A 17809-nucleotide genomic window follows, 5' to 3' on the forward strand; every position below is an offset into this window, starting at 1 on the left:
CCGGACCCCGCACAGCGTCCTGTCGAAAATGCCGAAGGCGTGGGCGACGTCTGGGAGAGGGCCGTTCGCAACGGCCCTCTCCCAGCGCATCTCCGTCAGGGGCACCTGTGTCGGTCAGTGCCCCAGATTCACGTCCGCGTCCTTCTCGCCCGCGCCGCTCACCCGCAGCGGCACGGCCCGGGGCGCGTATCCGCTGGCGATCACGGTGTAGTCGCCGGTGGCCAGGTCGTTGAACGCGTAGGCGCCGAGCGCGTCGGTGACCGTCGTGGCGACCGTGTTGCCCGCCGCATCGAGGAGCGTGACCCGGGCGTCGTCGACCGGGTGGCCCGCGCGGTTGCGGACGGTGCCGTGGACATGGGCGCCAGGGTCGAGGCGGATCTCGTAGCGGTTGGCGGCGCCGCCCGCGACCTCGGCGGGCAGGGCCGCCGGACGGTGTCCGGGGGCGCTGACCACGAGGGTGTAGTCGCCGGGGACCAGGTCGGCGATGCCGAATTCGCCGGTGTGGTCGGCCGCTGCGGAGGCGACGACCTCGCCGCGCACGTCCGTCGCGGTGACCAGGGCGCCGGGCAGCGGCCGGTCGTCGGGGGTGGCCAGGACCGTGCCGGTCAGGCCGGCCGCGCCGGAGAGCACCAGGTCGAAGTCGACCAGGCCGTCGGCCACCGTGATGGTGGTGGCCTGCGGCTGCCGGGCACCGCCGGAGGCGATCAGGACGTACGTTCCCTCGGCGGGCGCGGCGACCGCGTAACGGCCGTCCGCCTGCGTCGCCGTACGACCGAGCTGGCTGCCGCGCAGGTCGATCAGCGTGACCACGGCGCCCGCCACGGGCGATCCCGCGATGTCGCGGATGTGGCCGCGGACACCTGAGGCGGGTTCGTCCGCGAGGGCGGTGGCGAGCGAGGCGACCGGGGCCGCCTCCACCGCCTCCGCCGTGTCAGCCATCGCCGTCACGGGCGTCTCGGCAGCGGCATCCGAAGCGGTGCCGCCCTCCTCCGCCGCCCGCGCCTCGAGACCCGACATCTTGCGCAGCGGGACCTCCTTGGTCCACAGGACCATGAGGAACGCGACCGCGATCACGCCCGCCGCGATAAGGAACACCACGTGCATGGAGTCGGCGAAGCCCTGCTTGAAGGGCTCGGCCAGGCGCGGGTCCAGGTGCTGGATGAACGACGAGTCGCTCAGTACGTCGGAGCTGCCGCCGCCCGCGCCGGGGTGCTGCAGCATGTCGAGGACCGGCTTGTTGGCCGGGTCGGACAGGACCGCCGGGTCGTGCAGCGCGGCCTGGAACTGGTGCGTCCCGGCGGCCGACTTGAACGCCGAGGAGATCTTGTCGCCGACGTTCGAGAACAGCACCGACAGGAAGATGGCCGTACCGGCGGTGGCGCCCATCTGCCGGAAGAACGTGGACGACGCGGTCGCCACGCCCATGTCCTGCGGCGGCACGGCGTTCTGCACGGCGAGCACCAGGGTCTGCATGCAGCCGCCGAGGCCGAGGCCGAAGACGAGCATGTAGATCATGCTCTCCCACAGCGGAGTGTCCCACTGGACCTTGAAGTGGAAGAGCAGCAGCGCCGCGACCATGAGGACGGTGCCGATGGTCGGGAAGATCTTGTAGCGGCCGGTCTTCGCGGTGATCTGGCCGGAGACGATGGACGCGATGATCATGCCGAGCATCAGCGGCAGCATCTCGAGACCGGACTTGGTGGGGCTCGCGCCCTTCACGATCTGCAGGTACTGCGGGATCATCAGCATTCCGCCGAACATGCCCGCGCCGATGAGGACGGACAGCAGGCTGGTCTTGCTGAATATCGCGTTGCGGAACAGGCGCATCGGGATCAGCGCGTCGTCGCCCATCCGGCGCTCGACGAGGATCCAGGAGATGATGCCGACGACGCCGATGCCGTAGCAGGAAAGGGACCTGGACGAGTCCCAGCCCCACTCGCGGCCCTGCTCGGCCACCAGGAGCAGCGGCACGACGCCGAGCGCGATGGTGAACGCGCCCCACCAGTCGATCCGCCGGTCGCGGCGGGTGTGCGGGATGTTGAGGACCTTGGCGACGACGAACAGCGCGATGATGCCGATCGGCACGTTCACCAGGAACACCCAGCGCCAGCCGACGACGCCCAGGATGCTGTCCTGACCGGCGAGGAAGCCGCCGATGAGCGGCCCCGCGACGCTGGAGGTGGCGAAGGTGGCGAGCATGTAGCCCTGGTAGCGGGCCCGTTCGCGGGGCGGCACGATGTCGCCGATGATCGCGAGGGCGAGGGACATCAGGCCGCCGGCACCGATGCCCTGCAGGGCGCGGAACGCGGCGAGTTCGGTCATCGACGTCGAGAACGTGCACGCCGCCGAGCCGAGGATGAAGATGCCGATCGCGCCGAGGAAGTAGGGCTTGCGGCCGTGCAGGTCGGACAGCTTGCCGTAGAGCGGCGTCGCGATCGTCGAGGTGATCAGGTACGCCGTCGTCGCCCACGCCTGCTGGCTGAGGCCGTGCAGGTCGTCCGCGATGGTGCGGATCGAGGTGGAGACGATGGTCTGGTCGAGCGCGGCCAGGAACATGCCCAGCATCAGACCGCTCAGAATGGTCAGGATCTGGCGGTGGCTCAGGCCGCCGCCGGAGGAGGCGGCTATCGCCTCCGTGTTCTTCGCGGTGTCTCGGCGCGGCGCCGACACGGCCTCACTCATGCTTGCTTGCTCCCTGCTGCGCCCCTGCTTCGGGCTGAGTCCCGTCGCCGTGGCGTTTCTGTTGATGCACTACCAGGTCGTCGTTGAGGCGTGTCATCAGCCGGATCAGCTGATACCGGTCCTCGGGGGGCCAGGGGCCGAGGAGCTCCGCCAGCTGCGCGTCGCGCTGCCGGCGGTACTTCTCGTACACCGCCCTGCCGGACTCGGTCGCGTGCAGCAGCGTGCCGCGCCGGTCCTCCGGGTCGGGCCGCCGCTCGATCAGGCCGCGCTCCACCATGGAGCGGACCTGACGGCTGACCGTCGACAGGTCGAGGAAGGTCTCGGCGGCCAGATCGGTGGCCCGCTGCTCCCCGTCCCGTACGAGCCGGGCCAGCAGGACGCGCTCACCGGCGCCCTGCTCCAGCTTGGTCTGGTGCCTGCGCGCCGCGACCAGCCGGGTGAAGCGCACGATCTGGCTCCCCAGTCCTGCCCCGGCCTCCTCGGCACTCGCGACCCCGGTGTCCCCGGTTGTCCTGTGCTCACGCGCTGCGCGGTCACGGACCGTCCCCTTGCCCATTGCCCGCCCCCTGTTCCACTCAGTTTTATTGCTTGTAGCTACCAAGTGAGTGTAGACGGCCCGGAACGGTGCCCGGTACGGGTCTCGGATGCACGACCCGGCGCATGTGGCAGCCCGATGCGCCGGGTAGCGAAGCGGCCGACGCGAGGTGCCGGAGTGTGCCGACAACCCCGGTCACCCACGCTGAGCTGCGGCTTCAGGGGCACGACGGGTTGCATCGAGGGTGTCCGCGAGCCGGTCGGTGCAGGCTTGGGAAAGGTGGCGTTCCGTCTGGTCTACAGATTCGGCAAGAAGTGGGCCTGCCCGCCCCGCAGCCCGGTCCGCCCGGCCAAGCCCGAGGCGCTGCGCGCTCTGGTGCTGCGCCTGGCCCGCGAGAGCGACACGTGGGGGTATCGCAGGATCCAAGGCGAACTGCTCACCCTGGGCCGGAAGGTCTGCGGATGTCGTCGCATCGCGGGGGCTCCACCGGGCGGCCGATGGCGAAGACAAGCCCCTGCGCCTGGCCGACGGATTGCGGTATCGGATCGAAAGTGCCCTGCAGGTGGGACGTGTCCTGTCCTGGACAGTGGTCTGGAAGTCCTTTGGTGTGTTGTGGCGGACCGGTCAGCGACATACCTGACGACTGGCCGCCGGGGCCACGCGGATCGTGTGTCAGGAGGTGACGCGGGCGAGGAAGTCGCGGATGTAGCCGGTGATCTCCTCCAGGTGGCTCTCCAGGGCGAAGTGCCCGGACTCGAGGAGGTGGATCTCGGCGTCGGGCAGGTCGCGCTGGAAGGCGCGGGCTCCGTCGGGGCCGAAGATCTCGTCGTTGGCTCCCCATACGGCCAGCAGCGGCACCTGGCTGTCGCGGAAGAACTGCTGCAGCTCGGGGTAGAGAGCGACGTTGGTCGGATAGTCGCGGAACAGGGCGAGCTGGATGGCGTCGTTGCCCGCGCGGTCGAGCAGCGCTTGGTCGATGGTCCAGTTGTCCGGGCTGACGACGCTCGGATCCGTGACCCCGTTCAGGTACTGCCAGCGGGTCACGTCGAGGCTCAGGGCTCCTCGGACGGGGGCTTCGGTCTCGGGCGTCGGGTTCTCGGTGTAGGCGAACAGCCCGTCCCAGAAGGCCTTGACGAACCCGTCGGTGTAGGCGTTGCCGTTCTGCGTGATGATCGCGGTGATGCTCTGCGGGGAGCGCGTGGCGAGCCGCCAGGCGATGGGTGCTCCGTAGTCCTGCGCGTAGACCGCGAACCGGTCGACACCGAGCTGCTCCAGCAGGCCGGCGGTCACGTCGGTGAGGGCGTCGAAGGTGTAGTCGAACTCGTCGACCGCCGGCATGGCCGACTGCCCGAATCCGATCATGTCGGGTGCGATGACGCGGTAGGTGTCCGCGAGTGCCGGGATCAGGTTCCGGAACATGTGTGAGCTCGTGGGGAAGCCGTGCAGCAGCACGAGCGCCGGTGCCTGCGGGTCTCCGGCCTCCCGATAGAAGACCTCCACGCCGTTGATGGTGGCCGTGCGGTGATGCACAACGCTGCTCATGTCGACCTCCAAGAGGGCTTTGAGCGGGTACTTACAGTCCAGCACACGTTACCTAACCTTGCAAGTCGCGGTTAATGGTTAGGTTTGGGTTGTCGGTTTCCGGCCCTCGCCGCTCCCCGAAAGCTGGGGCGGAAGCGGGGTGCCCCGCCGCTCGCACGCAACCTGTATGGCAACTTTTGATGGTTATGTGGAGCGGAGGGGTGAGGTAACCTCTTAACGGCGGAGAAAAGGTTAGGAGTCGGGTGTGGTGGGAGGCAGGATTCACGAAGACATGCTGCTGGAGCTGCTCAACACGACCCCCGTGGTCGAGGGCTCGACGCGGGATGCCCTCGGCACGCTTTCCGCAGGCCGCGCGTGGGCGCGCCAGCACGGGGGGACCGGTTCGAGCGAGGAACTCAGCTGCCTCGTTGCCGCACGCGACACCCTTCAGGACGTCGTGAGGGGAGAGCGGGAACCTGCGTGCCTGGGTGAATTCCTCAACGGGGTCAGCAGTGTTCCCGACCTCTCGGGAGGGAAGCTCGAATGGGCCCTGGAGGTACCCGCTGCGCGACGCATGGCGGTCGAGTCGGTGCTGACCTGGGCCGGCCTGCAGGAGACCAAGCCCGGACGGCTCAGGCCCTGCGCGAACCCGCAGTGCCAACGCTTCCTTCTCGACCGAAGCAAGCCCAACAGTGCCCGATGGTGCTCCATGGCCGAGTGTGGCAACCGGATGAAGGCCCGACGCCACTATCAGCGCGCCAAGGAAGCCCGAAACTCCTAGCAGGGTGCGGCTGAAGCGTTCGAGAGAAGTCGTGGCGGTTCGAGCATCAGCGCTCCGGGAGGAGGGCTGATGGAGACGGGCCGGCAGTCGGCCTTGTCAGCGCGTGGCCTGCGCCGTGGTGTGGTCCAGCCCCAGGCGTAGCGCGTCGCGCTCCGGGCGGATGCTCGCAACGGAGAGCAGGCCGGCGAGGACCATGACGAGGGCGGCGACGAGGAAGGCGGCCGTATATCCGGAGGCCGTGGTGTCCGCAGCGTCGATGAGGTGGCCGGTGAGGGCGGGTGCGACGAGACCGGGGAGGGTGCCGGTGGCGGCGACGATGCCGAAGACGGCCCCGCGTTGGCCGGTGGGGACGACTTCGGCCGTGGTCATGTAGTGCAGAGGTATGGCTACGGCGACGGTGCCGAAGGCGAGTGCGATGAGCAGCAGGCGAGGCAGGGTCGAGTTGATGAACGGGAAGGCGGCCATGGCGGCGCCGGCTATGCAGACCGCGATGCCCTGTGCCGCGCCGCTGGACCAACGGCTGGTGACGCCACGGGACTTGAGCGCGTCCATGAGTGGCGAGATGGTCAGCAGCAGGACGAGGCTGAGGGCGGAGACGGCGCTGATGGTGGTGGCGGCCGTGCCGGGGCTCATGCCGAGTTCGGTGCGGAGGTAGGAAGGCAGCCAGGCCTGACTGAGGGACAGGGCCCAGGCGGCGCCGAAGGCGCTGGAGATGCTGCCGAGGACCGTGCCGGTCAGTAGAAGTCTGCGGTAGGGCAGGCGGGTGTTGCCGGGCGATGCCGCTTTCCCCGAGGCCCTGGGGCGTACGTCGTCGAAGGGGCCGTCGTGACCGACGCGCCACCAGACCAGGGCCCAGATCGCGCTGGCGACGGCGAGCGCGGCATACGCGGAGCGCCAGCCGTGCTGGCCGATGACCCAGGTCAGGGCGGGCGCGGAGACGAGGGTTCCCAGGGCCGCGCCGCCGATCTGCAGGGCGGAGGGCAGGCCGCGCCGATGCGCGGGAAACCATTTGTAGAGGGCGTGCATGGACATCGAGGCGGCTGGTCCTTCGGCGGCGCCGAGGAGGAGGCGTCCGGCGATGAGTGCGGGGACGGAGGCCACGACGAGGACGGGCAGTTGGGCGGCGGCCCACGTCAGCGTCATGACGAGCAGCAGGGTCCGGCTGGAAATGCGGGAGGAGAGCAGCCCGACGACGAGTCCGGAGACGCTGAAAAGCAGGGAGAAGGAGCTGGAGATCAGTCCGTAGGTGCCGTGGCTGATGTCCAGTTCGTCCGTGATCGGGATGGCGGCGAGCCCGAGGACGGCCTTGTCGGCGAAGTTGATGACCATGAAGGCGACGATCATGGCGGTGATCAGCCAGGCTCGACGCCGGTCGTACGGGGGAGAGTCGGCCGCCTCGGCACTGCGAAGTGTGCCGGGTGGCGCGGGTGGTTGGGGTGCCATGGGTGGCTCCTGCGGGCGTGGGTGGAGCAGGGGTACGGGCGAGGGGAAGGCGAGTTCGTGTGGTGACCGGACGGACGCCGGGCGTGGGCCTGGCCGACCGTCCGGTGACGCCGGTTCGTGGAGCCACGGCCGGCGGTCTGCCTCGAGGGAACAAGTGCCAAGAGCGGTAAGGGGTTTGGTCAGACAAGCGCCTTGGCGATGGCGTTCTTGTGGATCTCGGTGGTGCCGGTGACGATCCGGAACATGCGCAGCGTGCGGAAGACCTGCTCGACCTCGTGGCCGCGCGTCAGGCCCGTCTTGCCGTGGATCTGTACGGCTTGGTCGGCGACGCGGAAGCACACCTCAGAGGTGAACAGCTTGCACATGTTGGCCTCGACCGCGATGTTCTCGCCGCGGTCGAGGCGCGCCGCGGTCGCCATCACCATTGAGCGGGCGGCGTAGAGGTCGGTGGCCATGTCGGCGAGCTTGTGCTGGACGGCCTGGAGCGCGAGCAGCGGCTGCCCGAAGGCGACCCGGCTCTTGGAGTACGCGACGGACAGGTCCCAGGCCCGACGGGCGGCGCCGATCAGGGAGGGGCAGTGCAGCAGCCGGTTGAGGGTGATGCGGCCTATGCCGATCCGCAGGCCGTGGCCGATCTCGCCGAGCAGGTTGTCGGCCGGGATCCGGCAGTCCTCGAAGACGAGATCGCCCTCCATCTGCTGCCCGGACATGGGGACCTCCCCCTCAAGGACCCGGCAGCCGGGGGAGTCGAGGTCGACGAGGAACGCGCTGTACGCCTCCTCGCTCCCGGCCATGCGGGCGACGACGACAGCGAAGTCCGCGAAGGGGGCTGCGGAGGAGAAGACCTTGTGCCCGTTGAGGACGTAGGTGTCGCCGTCCGGTGTCGCGGTCGTGCTCATCCGTCGTACGTCGGAGCCTGCGTCCTGCTCGGTGATCGAGAAGCAGCAGGCCCGCTCGCCGCGGATGACGGGCATCAGATAGCGCCGCATTTGCTGTTCGGTCGCGTACTTCACGATCGCGCCGACGCGCAGCGGCCCTCCCATGTCGCCGAGGACCGAGTGGGACAGGGCGGCCCCGGAGGCGGTCAGTTCCTCCTTGAGCGCGCACAGCTCGGTGAAGTGCAGTCCCTGGCCGCCGAGTTCGGGGGGCAGGCTGATGCCGTAGAAGCCGAGTTCGGCGCTGCGCTTCCAGACGTGTTCGAGCGTGGTTCGGTCGAGTTTGCTCTCGGCGGTGATGCCGCGCTCCCTTTCGTACGGGATGAGTTCGTCGGTCAGATACGTGCGGAGCCGCTCGACCAGTTCCTTCAGTCGCGGGTTGTCGTCGTAGGAGGGTTCGAGGGTGTAGGGCATGGTGCGGAGTCCCGTTCCGGTTGCAGAGGGCTTGTCGGTGTCAGTGGACGCGGCGCTCGGCGCCCGCCCAGTACCGCTCGCGGATCGCGCGGCGGTCGATCTTGCCGTTGGGGTTGTGGGGCAGGGCTTCGACGACGTCGACGGAACGGGGCTTCTTCATCCGGGCGAGGTGCTCGGCGCAGAAGGCGATCAGCTCGGCCTCGTCGAGGACGGCGCCCTCGCGCGGCACGACGACGGCCTGGACGGCCTCGCCCCACTGCTCGTCCGGGGTGCCGACGACGGCGGCCTCATACACGTCGGGGTGCTGGTGGAGGACGGACTCGACCTCGACGGCGTAGATGTTGAATCCGCCGGAGATGATCATGTCCTTCTTGCGGTCGACGATGAAGACGTACCCGTCGGACCTGCGACGGGCGAGATCGCCGGTGTGGAACCAGCCGTCGCGGAATGTCTGTGCCGTGAGGGCTGGTTCGTTGTAGTAGCCGGGTACGACGTCGGGTCCGCGGACGGCGATCTCGCCGATCTCCCCGTCGGCGACGGGGATGCCGCTGTCGTCGACGATCCGCACTTCGGCCTCGGCGAGCGGCCGCCCGCACGACAGCAGCAGTTCCTCGTCCTCGCCCTCGATCGCCCGCCGGTGGTCCTCGGTGGACAGGAACAGCACCCCGGAAGTGGTCTCACCGCAGCCGAACCCCTGCGAGAGCACCGGGCCGAAGAGATCCCAGGCCGCCCGGATCCGGGCCGGTGACATGGGTGCCGCGCCGTAGATGAGCTGGCGCAGGCTGGAGACGTCGTAGTCTCGGGCGCCCGGCAGCGCGAGGACCGAGTTGACCATCGTGGGTACGACGAAGGCGTGCGTGGCGTGTTCGCGCTGGACGGTGGCGAGGAACTCCTCGGCGTCCCAGCGCGGCAGCACGATCGCGCAGCCGCCGGCGAAGAAGATACCCATCAGCGGCATGCCCGAGGCGTGGGTGACGGGACCGGCCAGGATCTGCCGGTCACCGGGGCCGACCCGGGTGCCCGCGCTCATCACCGACTTGCGCAGCAGCGCGAGACGATTGCCGTACGTCTGGACCGCCGCCTTGAGCTTGCCGGTGGAACCCGACGTGAAGTGCAGCACGGCGATGTCGCTCTCGGAGCACTCCACTTCGACGGGTTCGGCCACGGCGGCGGCGAGGATCTCGGCGTAGCCGGGGCCCAGCTCGCTCGGGCCGTCGTAGCCCACGACCGTCCGCACTCCGGTGCCGGGGACCGCCTCGCGTGCCGTCTCCCAGTGGGCCGCGTCGGTGAGCAGGACGCGGGCGTCCGACTCCGTGAGCAGGTGGGCGACTTCCGCGGTGCCCAGGCGGGCGTTGATCGGCGCCCGGGTCAGACCGGCCTTGTACAGGGCGACTTCGGTGACGACGAGTTCGGCGCGGTTGGCGGAAAGGGTCGCCACGCGCTCGCCCGGGCCGAGGCCGAGCCCGCGCAGCGCGGTGGCGAGGCGGTCGCTGTGGTCGTCGAGTTCCGCGTACGACAGCCGAACGGGCCCGCAGACCACGGCTTCGGCGTCGGGTTGGTGGCCGGCAGTCCGGCGTATGTACCGCCCGAGGTTCATCGCATCTCCAGGGTTTCCGAACAATGTGTCTGGTATCAAGCTTGGCGTTCGGCAACGTAAAGGCAGCGTTAGGGTCAGGTCAATGGTCCGGAGAGAAGGAAGCGAAGTGGATATGAACCCCGCGGGAGACCGCCGCGTCCGCAGGACGCGGGCCGCACTGCGCCAGGCCCTGGTCGAACTGGTCCTGGACAGGGGGTTCCAGGCGATCACCGTCGAGCAGATCACCGAGCGGGCCGATGTCGGGCGCGCCACCTTCTACGCGCACTACCGCGACAAGGAAGACCTGCTGGTCGGCATCGTCCGGGACCTTGCGGAGGACCGTGAGCGCCTCCTCCCGGCCGTCCAGCAGGCGCACGCCGAGGGTTTCACCGGCCTGCCGGTGAAGTACATCTTCGAACACGCCGAACAGGAGAAGCCCGTCTACCGCGTCGTCCTTCGGGGTGAGGGCGACGGACGGGCGCTGCGCGAGTTCACCGACCTCATCTGCGCGCACGCCGAGTCCGCCTTCCGCGCGCGGACCGAACAGCTCGCGGTCACGCCCAGGATTCCCCTCGACGTCGTCGCCAGGGCCTGGACCGGCGAACTCATCGGCCTGCTGACCTGGTGGGTCGAGAACGACACCGGATACAGCGCCGCCGAGATCACCGCCCATCTTCGCGACCTGTCCGTCTACGGCCGCGTGTGGGCCACCGGCCTGGCTCCCTCCGACGCCCCCGGGGCGCTCGACCTCGCCCCCTGAGGGGCGACGCCCGCTCCCGTCCCGGCATCCCTGTCCGAGTTACCAGACACGGTGTACGGTATCGATCTCAGTGGCGCACGACAGCGCACGACGGTAAGAGCGGAGCGGACGCATGACAGGCATGCCCACACTGGCCGACCTCGTCTGGGCACGGGGATACACCGATCCGGCCTGGGCTCGTCAGTACACAACGTCAGGCCGGGAACTCGTTCCGAGCCGCAGTGTCTGGCGCGGCTCCGGCGCGGCTTCGGCCCTGCCCATCGCGCCGCCCGGCGCTCTGGACGGCCTCACCTTCACCGGACCGCACGGGCAGCCGCTCACCCTCCCCGAACTGCTCGCCGCGGCAGAGACCGACGCCCTGCTCGTCATGCACCGAGGGACACTCGTCCACGAGCAGTACTTGCACGGATACGAGCCCCACGTCCCCCACTTCAACGCCTCGGCCGCAAAGTCCTACCTCGGCCTCGTCGCCGCCGTCCTCGCCCACGAGGGGCAACTCGACCGCGGTGCACAGGTGGCGAAGTACGTCCCCGAACTCGCCGGCACCGCCTTCGGCGACGCACAGGTCGACCACTTGCTCCACATGGGCACCCGCATGAGCTACGCGGGCCGCCCCTACGACAAGGCACTCGAAGCCCAGCGCTACTTCGCCGTCCTCGCCCCCCGACTACGCCCCTACGGCTACACCGGTCCCGCCACCATCCGCGAACACCTCGCCACCGCCAGGGCGACCGGCGACCCCGGCGCCGAGTTCTGCTACGAGAACGGCAATGTCGAAGCCCTCGCCGAGGTCCTGCGCCGCATCACTGGTACGACCACATCGGCACTGCTGTCCGAGATGATCTGGTCCCGCATCGGCGCTGAGGAGGACGCCTACTACCTCCTCGACGCGGACGGCACCGAGGCCGCGTGCGGAGGGTTCAGCGCCACCACCCGCGATCTGGCGAGGTTCGGCGAGATGATCCGCTGCGGCGGTGCGATCGGGGACCGTCAGGTCGTCCCTGAGCCCGTCGCTTCCACGATCGCCTCCGGTGTCCCGGACGGCTACTCCCGCCGCGTCCGCTTCCCCGCCGCACCCCCCGAGGCGCCCGCCACCCTCTCGTACCACGACCTGTGGTGGATCCCGAACGACCCCTACGGCTCCTTCATGGCCAGCGGCATCCACGGCCAGCGCCTGTTCATCTCTCCCGCCCTCGACCTGGTCATCGTCCACTACGCCTCCCAGATCGTCTCTCCGGCGGTCCCTCAAGTCCCGCTTGTCCAGGCATTCCTCGGGATCGGTGCCCACCTCTGCGCCTGAGGAGCACCAGCGGCCGGACGGACGTTGCTGTCCCTCAGCGGTCATCTGGAAATCGTCCGCCGGTCGACAGGCACTCGAACCCAGTCTGTCGGCCACCACCGAATCCGGGCCCGAACCCGAACCCGCCTCCGTGCCCGACCCCGTACCCCTACGGCCTTTCAGATCCGCCGTTTCGGCGAGGGCGGTCGGCGCACGACCGGGGACTGGCGGGATTGTGGGCGAGGCGGTGGCGGCGAAGGCTGCGGGGGTGCCGGTGCCCGAGCTGGTCGAGCTCGAGGGCCAGGTGTGACGCCGTCGCTGGAACGTTCAGCGCACCAGCTCGGCGATGACTAGTTTTCAGGCAGGGGCCGGTCGTCGATGACGTTCTTCATGACGAGGGTGGAGGTCAGGCGCTGGACCCCGGGCAGCCGGGCGAGCTGTTGGTCGTACAGCTCCTGGAACGCGGCCAGGTCGGCCGTCGCGACCCGCAGAAGGTAGTCGGGCTCGCCGAACAGACGCTGAGCCTGAAGTACGTGCGGGACGGCAGCCACTGCCTCTTCGAAGGCCGTGACGGTGTCAGCGTCTTCCCAGCGCAGTGTCGCGAACACGAGCGCCTCGAAGTTCAGGCCGACCGCGGCAGGGTCGACCACGGCGCGGTAGCCGCGGATCGCGCCCCCGCGTTCCAGATCGCGCAGCCGACGGTGGCAGGGCGAGACGCTGAGCTGCACACGAGCGGCCAGCTCGGTGACGGTCAGGCGGCCGTCGAGCTGTAGCTCGGTAAGAATCTTCCGATCGAGTGCATCCATGGAGAAGATTCTCCCTCACTTCGCGCGATCATGGGGTAAAGAAGCAAACATCTTCGGGCATATCCGGCCTAGCCTTCCCTCGAGAGAAAGAATTGCGAGAGGGAACGATCGATGGATACGACGACGCTGGTGGCCTTCCTGGCTGTGGACCTGCTGCTGGTGTTCACTCCGGGCGCGGACTGGGCCTACGCGATCTCCGCCGGACTGCGGGGACGCTCGGTCGTTCCGGCCGTCACCGGGCTGCTTGCCGGACACGCGGCCTACGCGCTGGTGGCCGTCGCGGGCCTGGCGCTGATCGTGGCGAGTTCCCCGGCCGCACTCACCGCCCTGACCGTGGCAGGAGCCGGCTATCTGCTCCGGCTGGGCTGGGGCGTGCTGCGGCAGCCGGCCGTACCGGCGGCTGCCGACGAGAGCGCGGACGCCTCCCGCCTGCAGGTCATGCTCAAAGGGGCCGGGATCAGCGGCCTGAACCCGAAGGCGCTGCTGCTGTACTTCTCGTTGTTCCCGCAGTTCATAGACTCTGCCACGGGCTGGCCGGTCGCCGCGCAGACCGGGCTGCTCAGCACGGTGCACCTGACCGCGTGCGCCGTCGTCTACCTGGTCGTAGGCATCTTGGCCCGCACCCTTCTGCAGACCCGGCCCTCGGCCGCCAGGGTCGTCACCCGCATCAGCGGTGCCATGATGATCGCCATCGGCGCCTTCCTGCTCGTGGAACGCCTGGCCGTCTGACGCCCTGTCCCGATTCACCCGACACGGATACGAAGGAGAGCGCGTGGAAGACCGGACGCAGCAGGAACAGGCGAGCCCCGCAGTCCAGAAACGTGTCCGGAACAGCTTCGACCTGCAGGGCCTGATGTCCCACCTCGGCGCGCGCCTCACCCATATCGGCCCCGGCCGCGTGCACATCGTGCTCCCGGCCCGCCCCGAGGTGACCCAGCAACACGGCTACGTCCACGCCGGCGCCACCAGCGCCATCGCCGACAGCGCGGGCGGCTACGCGGCACTCACCTTGTTCGACGAGGACTCCGAGGTCCTCACCGTCGAGTACAAGATCAACCTCCTCGCACCCGCCGCCGGCGATCACCTCGAAGCGATCGGCACCGTCCTCAAGCCCGGACGCACCCTGACCGTCTGCCAGTTGGAGGTCTACGGCGTTCAGGGAAGCGGCGAACGGAAGCTCGTGGCCAACGGCCAGCAGACACTCATCCGCGTCGACCGGCCCGGCCGGTGAGCCCGCACCCCCTGCTGCCGCCCTGGGTGACGTGGTGGCAGCGGCCGTTCCCCGACGCCAACACCTTGCTCGTGCACGGGCGGCGGCCGGCTCTGGTCGACAGCGGGTTCGTGGCCCACGCCGAGGACACCTCCTCCTGGGCCCGCACCCGCGCAGGGGAGATCGGCCTGGTCGTGAACACCCACTGGCATTCCGACCACGTCGGCGGCAACGCCGCCCTCCAGGCCAGGGGAGCCGCCATCGCGGCAGGAGCCCCGGAGGCCGAGGCGGTCCGGCGCCGTGACGCGGGCTGCTGCGCGGCTGAGTACCTGGACCAGCCGGTCGCCCCGTACACCGTCGATGTGCCGCTCGCCGACGGCCAGGTCCTCCGGCTCGGTGACACCGACTGGCAGGTCGTGCGCACTCCCGGTCACACGCCGGGCCATCTGGCACTGTGGGAACCCGACGAGCGGCTGCTCGTGGTCGGGGACGCGCTGTCCGACTACGACGTCGGCTGGGTCAACCTCGCCCTCGACGGGCCCGACGCAGCCGATACCGCGCTCGCGTCCCTTGAGCGGATCGCCGCCCTCGACCCGCGGGTGATCCTCCCCTCCCACGGGCCGATCCCCGCCGACATCCCCGCGGCCTTCACCGCCGCCCTGCGACGTGCCCGGCGCCTGGCCGACGACCCGCAGGGCGCCGTCTGGTACGGGGCCCGGCGAATCTTTGCCTTCGCGCTGATGATCCGCGACGGGATACCGGCCGACGAGGTCGAGGTGTACCTGCTGAAGCGGTCCTGGCTGACGGACGCGGCACGACTGCTGAGCCTCACGCCCCAGGCACTCACGGACGAACTGGTCACCTCGATGCTCCGCAACGGCGCGATCGTCAAGCGTGAGGGCAGACTGTGCGCCGCAGCCGAACACACCCCAGTCGCCGCCCAGCCGTTGCGGGTCCCCTATCCGCGCGCCTGGCCGGCCCCCGAACCGCGCCGATCGGCAGGCACGTAGCGGACTCGGGCGATCTGGCGGCGCAGCACCGTGTTCTCGTGCGGTAACGCCATGACTTCTGTGTCCTTGGCCAGGCGGCTGCGGAGCACGGCAGCAGGCTTCTTGATCTGGCTTCGGGCCGGCGCGGTCACGATCGACAGTGGCATCGTCAGATCGTCGCGGGCGCTGTGCCGGTCGACGCCCTGCGCGGAGAAGCTGCGGACCAGAACCAGAGTCGTATGTCCGAGCGGGGCAGGCGGCAGGAAGCAACCGGCTCGCCACGTCCCCGCTGAGCGACGGCCCCGCTCCGGAACGCCGCAGCAGTCTGGGCTGTCGGCGCCCAACAGCGGGGTCCTACTCCTCCGACCCGCCCGTCTCCGCGTAGATCACCAGCGTCCGCTCCGGCTGTCCGGCCACGTGGAACGCGGTGTAGTCGTACGTGACCACGCCGCGCCCCCGAATCCGCAGCCGCTTGCGCCCGCCGCGGCGCGCCTCGACCTCGAACCGGGGCCACCAGTCCCGTACTTCGGGGCTGCCCTCGTGGAGTTCGTCGACGAGTCGCGCGTAGCGGGGGTCGCCCGGATGCCCACCGGCCAGCGTGCGCACCCGGGCGAGCAGGCCCCGCGCCTCGGGCTCCCAGTCGACGAGCACCTCCCGCGCCAGGGGCTCCAGAAAGACCCAGCGCACGAAGTTGGGCCGCCGGCCGTCCTCGGTGACCAGGCGCGGAAACACCTCTTCCGTCGCTCTGTTGTGACTGAGCACGTCGTACGTGCCGTCGATGACGTACGCGGGATGCGGCTGGAGCAGCAGCGGGACGGCGGCGACCTCCGGGGCGAGCGGCTCCACGTCGGGGATGTCGGCCGCCGGCGCGCGCCCGGCGAGCTGGAACAGGTGGGCGCGCTCGTGCGGTGCGAGCCGCAGGGCCGTGGCGAGCGCGTCCAGGACCTGGTCGGAGACGCGGATCTCGCGGCCCTGTTCCAGGTACGTGTACCAAGTGGCGCTCATCCCTGCGAGCAGGGCCAGCTCCTCCCGCCGCAACCCCGGGGTCCGGCGCCGGCCGGTCGTCGGCAGTCCCGCCTCGACCGGCGTCAACCGCGCCCGGCGGCTACGCAGGAACGCACCGAGTTCACGACGTCGCTCCGCCGTCTCGGACATGGTCCTACCACCTCTGGTTCCAGAATAAATGGGCTCTGGATACCAGGCTAAAGCCGGACCACACTGACAGAGAAGCCGGAACAGAAGCGGTGAGAAGTGAGGAGAAGGCGATGTCAGGCATCACGGGCAAGGTCGTGGCCATCACGGGGGCGAGCAGCGGTATCGGTGAGGCGACCGCACTCCTGCTCGCCGAGCGCGGAGCGCGCCTCGTCCTCGGAGCACGCCGCTCGGAGCGGCTGGAGGAACTGGTCGCCCGCATCGAGAAGGCCGGCGGCGAGGCCGTGCAGATCCGTACGGACGTGACCCGTCTCGACGACGTACGCGCCCTGGTCGGGCTCGCGGGAGAGCGGTTCGGCCGGCTCGACGTGCTCATCAGCAATGCGGGGGTGGGCACCATCTCGCCCCTGGACGATCTGCGCACCGACGAGTGGGACCACATGGTCGACGTCAACATCAAGGGCGTCCTGCACGGCATCGGCGCCGCGCTGCCCGTCTTCCGGGCCCAGGGCGGCGGCCACTTCGTCACGACGGCGTCCACGGCCGCGTTCCGCGTCGCACCGGCGATGGCCGTCTACGCAGGAACGAAGATCGCGGTGCGGGCCATCTGCGAGGGCCTGCGCCAGGAGGCGGGTCCCACGGTACGGGTGAGCACCGTCTCGCCCGGGGTGATCGACACGGACTTCCCCGAGGCGTCGACGAACGAGCGGGTCCGCGTCGAGATCGCCGGGTTGCGGGACCGGGTCGCGATCCCGCCCTCGGCGATCGCCCGGGCCATCGCGTTCGCGATCGAGCAGCCCGCCGAGGTGGACGTCAACGAGATCGTCGTCCGGCCGACCGCGCAGATCTGAGCGGCGCACACCTGCCGAAGAGACGAGGGCAGCCGACCAGCGGTACGGCGTCGGGGGCGGGCCGTGCGTGGTGACGTCGTGGACGGACCACATGAGGGCTTCGTACGGCACGGGGGTGCACCGGGGCTGATGGTGATCGAGACCCTTTCGGCTGATCCCTGGCCCCTGCCTGCGAGGACTTCGATCAGCCGTGGAAGGTGATTCAGATGTCATCTGACAAGAGTTACGAACCCGAACTGACGGGGCTGCTGATCGTCGACCCGTACAACGACTTCCTGTCGGAGGGCGGCAAGCTCTACGACCGCGGTCGCTCGACCCTCGACGCGCTCAACGTCGTCGATCACATGCGCCAGGTCCTCGCCGCCGCCCGGGCGGCCGGTGTGCAGGTCTTCATCGCCCCGCACCATCGGTGGCGTGGAAGCGACCCGTACAGCCGCTGGAAGACGATGCCCCCCGTCCAGGCCTCCGCCGCGAAGGCGCACGTGTTCGCCGACGGAACCTGGGGCGGATCTTTCCACCCCGATTTCGAGCCGCGTCCCGGCGACATCGTCGCGCAGGAGCACTGGCTCTCCAGTGGATTCGCCAACACGGACCTCGACCTGCAGCTCAAGAAGACGGGCGTCCGCGAAGTCGTCGTGATCGGCATGCGTGCCAACACCTGCATCGAATCCACCGTCCGCTTCGCCGCCGAGCTCGGCTACGAGGTCACGGTGGTGAAGGACGCCATCGGCAGCTTCGGGGCCGCCGAAATGGATGCGTCGCTGCAGTTCAACCTGCCGCAGTACGCGAGCTCCGTCATCTCGACCGACGAGACCGTCAAAAAGCTTTCCGCCTGACGTCACGGAGATCGAAGACGACTGACCGCGTCATCGCCG

16 protein-coding genes are annotated in these 17809 nt (G+C 69.6%); 8 read left to right on the plus strand and 8 right to left on the minus strand.

Annotated features, from left to right (window positions below; genetic code table 11):
• Nucleotides 1-114: 114 nt before the first annotated feature.
• From ACIPWY_RS04380 to ACIPWY_RS04390, 3 genes are all read right to left on the minus strand, one after another.
• On the minus strand, nt 115-2682 hold the full coding sequence (locus tag ACIPWY_RS04380; RefSeq protein ID WP_362905207.1) for an MFS transporter: 2568 nt from the start codon (nt 2680-2682) through the stop codon (nt 115-117).
• On the minus strand, nt 2675-3130 hold the full coding sequence (locus tag ACIPWY_RS04385; RefSeq protein WP_362905205.1) for a MarR family transcriptional regulator: 456 nt from the start codon (nt 3128-3130) through the stop codon (nt 2675-2677). Before ACIPWY_RS04385 ends, ACIPWY_RS04380 begins: the two co-directional genes overlap by 8 nt.
• Before the next feature lie 759 nt (nt 3131-3889).
• Entirely contained in the window at nt 3890-4759 is an 870-nt protein-coding gene (locus ACIPWY_RS04390; RefSeq protein ID WP_362905203.1) for an alpha/beta hydrolase, read from the minus strand.
• Nucleotides 4760-5030: 271 nt separating this feature from the next.
• Here ACIPWY_RS04390 and ACIPWY_RS04395 point away from each other — a divergent pair, with 271 nt between their 5' ends.
• A complete protein-coding gene (locus ACIPWY_RS04395) occupies nt 5031-5519 on the plus strand; it encodes a CGNR zinc finger domain-containing protein (protein ID WP_362905201.1) in 489 nt (162 codons plus the stop codon).
• A gap of 96 nt (nt 5520-5615) precedes the next feature.
• Here the strand turns inward: ACIPWY_RS04395 and ACIPWY_RS04400 are convergent, their stop codons facing one another.
• The 3 genes from ACIPWY_RS04400 to ACIPWY_RS04410 form a co-directional block, all read right to left on the minus strand.
• Nucleotides 5616-6962: an MFS transporter gene (locus ACIPWY_RS04400; RefSeq protein ID WP_362905199.1), complete on the minus strand. Its 1347-nt coding sequence runs from the start codon at nt 6960-6962 to the stop codon at nt 5616-5618.
• 179 nt (nt 6963-7141) lie between these two features.
• On the minus strand, nt 7142-8311 hold the full coding sequence (locus tag ACIPWY_RS04405) for an acyl-CoA dehydrogenase (protein WP_362905197.1): 1170 nt from the start codon (nt 8309-8311) through the stop codon (nt 7142-7144).
• Nucleotides 8312-8351: 40 nt separating this feature from the next.
• Nucleotides 8352-9908 (minus strand): long-chain fatty acid--CoA ligase, encoded by a 1557-nt coding sequence (locus tag ACIPWY_RS04410; protein ID WP_362905195.1) that lies wholly within the window; start codon nt 9906-9908, stop codon nt 8352-8354.
• Nucleotides 9909-10014: 106 nt separating this feature from the next.
• Here ACIPWY_RS04410 and ACIPWY_RS04415 point away from each other — a divergent pair, with 106 nt between their 5' ends.
• Nucleotides 10015-10647: a TetR/AcrR family transcriptional regulator gene (locus ACIPWY_RS04415; protein WP_393703132.1), complete on the plus strand. Its 633-nt coding sequence runs from the start codon at nt 10015-10017 to the stop codon at nt 10645-10647.
• A 112-nt stretch (nt 10648-10759) separates the two neighbouring features.
• Nucleotides 10760-11947, plus strand: a complete 1188-nt coding sequence (locus ACIPWY_RS04420) for a serine hydrolase (RefSeq protein ID WP_362905191.1) — start codon at nt 10760-10762, stop codon at nt 11945-11947.
• 329 nt (nt 11948-12276) lie between these two features.
• Here the strand turns inward: ACIPWY_RS04420 and ACIPWY_RS04425 are convergent, their stop codons facing one another.
• A complete protein-coding gene (locus tag ACIPWY_RS04425; RefSeq protein ID WP_362905189.1) occupies nt 12277-12732 on the minus strand; it encodes an Lrp/AsnC family transcriptional regulator in 456 nt (151 codons plus the stop codon).
• Between the two features lie 111 nt (nt 12733-12843).
• On the opposite strand from ACIPWY_RS04425, the gene ACIPWY_RS04430 reads away from it, so the two are divergent.
• The 3 genes from ACIPWY_RS04430 to ACIPWY_RS04440 are packed head-to-tail and all read left to right on the plus strand — an operon-like array spanning nt 12844 to nt 14952.
• Nucleotides 12844-13461 (plus strand): LysE family translocator, encoded by a 618-nt coding sequence (locus tag ACIPWY_RS04430; RefSeq protein ID WP_393703129.1) that lies wholly within the window; start codon nt 12844-12846, stop codon nt 13459-13461.
• Between the two features lie 43 nt (nt 13462-13504).
• Nucleotides 13505-13963, plus strand: a complete 459-nt coding sequence (locus ACIPWY_RS04435) for a PaaI family thioesterase (RefSeq protein ID WP_393703127.1) — start codon at nt 13505-13507, stop codon at nt 13961-13963.
• The gene (locus ACIPWY_RS04440; RefSeq protein ID WP_401532191.1) at nt 13960-14952 is read left to right on the plus strand and encodes an MBL fold metallo-hydrolase; all 993 of its coding nucleotides are present in this window, start codon (nt 13960-13962) and stop codon (nt 14950-14952) included. Before ACIPWY_RS04435 ends, ACIPWY_RS04440 begins: the two co-directional genes overlap by 4 nt.
• 333 nt (nt 14953-15285) lie before the next feature.
• On the opposite strand, the gene ACIPWY_RS04445 is transcribed toward ACIPWY_RS04440, so the two are convergent.
• The gene (locus tag ACIPWY_RS04445) at nt 15286-16086 is read right to left on the minus strand and encodes a helix-turn-helix transcriptional regulator (RefSeq protein WP_362905183.1); all 801 of its coding nucleotides are present in this window, start codon (nt 16084-16086) and stop codon (nt 15286-15288) included.
• Nucleotides 16087-16196: 110 nt separating this feature from the next.
• On the opposite strand from ACIPWY_RS04445, the gene ACIPWY_RS04450 reads away from it, so the two are divergent.
• Nucleotides 16197-16934 carry an SDR family oxidoreductase gene (locus ACIPWY_RS04450; RefSeq protein WP_362905181.1) on the plus strand — a complete coding sequence of 246 codons (738 nt, stop codon included), beginning with the start codon at nt 16197-16199 and terminating at the stop codon, nt 16932-16934.
• Between the two features lie 206 nt (nt 16935-17140).
• Nucleotides 17141-17770, plus strand: a complete 630-nt coding sequence (locus ACIPWY_RS04455) for an isochorismatase family cysteine hydrolase (RefSeq protein ID WP_362905180.1) — start codon at nt 17141-17143, stop codon at nt 17768-17770.
• The last annotated feature ends 39 nt before the right edge of the window (nt 17771-17809 follow it).

It is taken from the genome of Streptomyces sp. NPDC090032, from assembly GCF_044748025.1.
Lineage (GTDB): Bacteria > Actinomycetota > Actinomycetes > Streptomycetales > Streptomycetaceae > Streptomyces.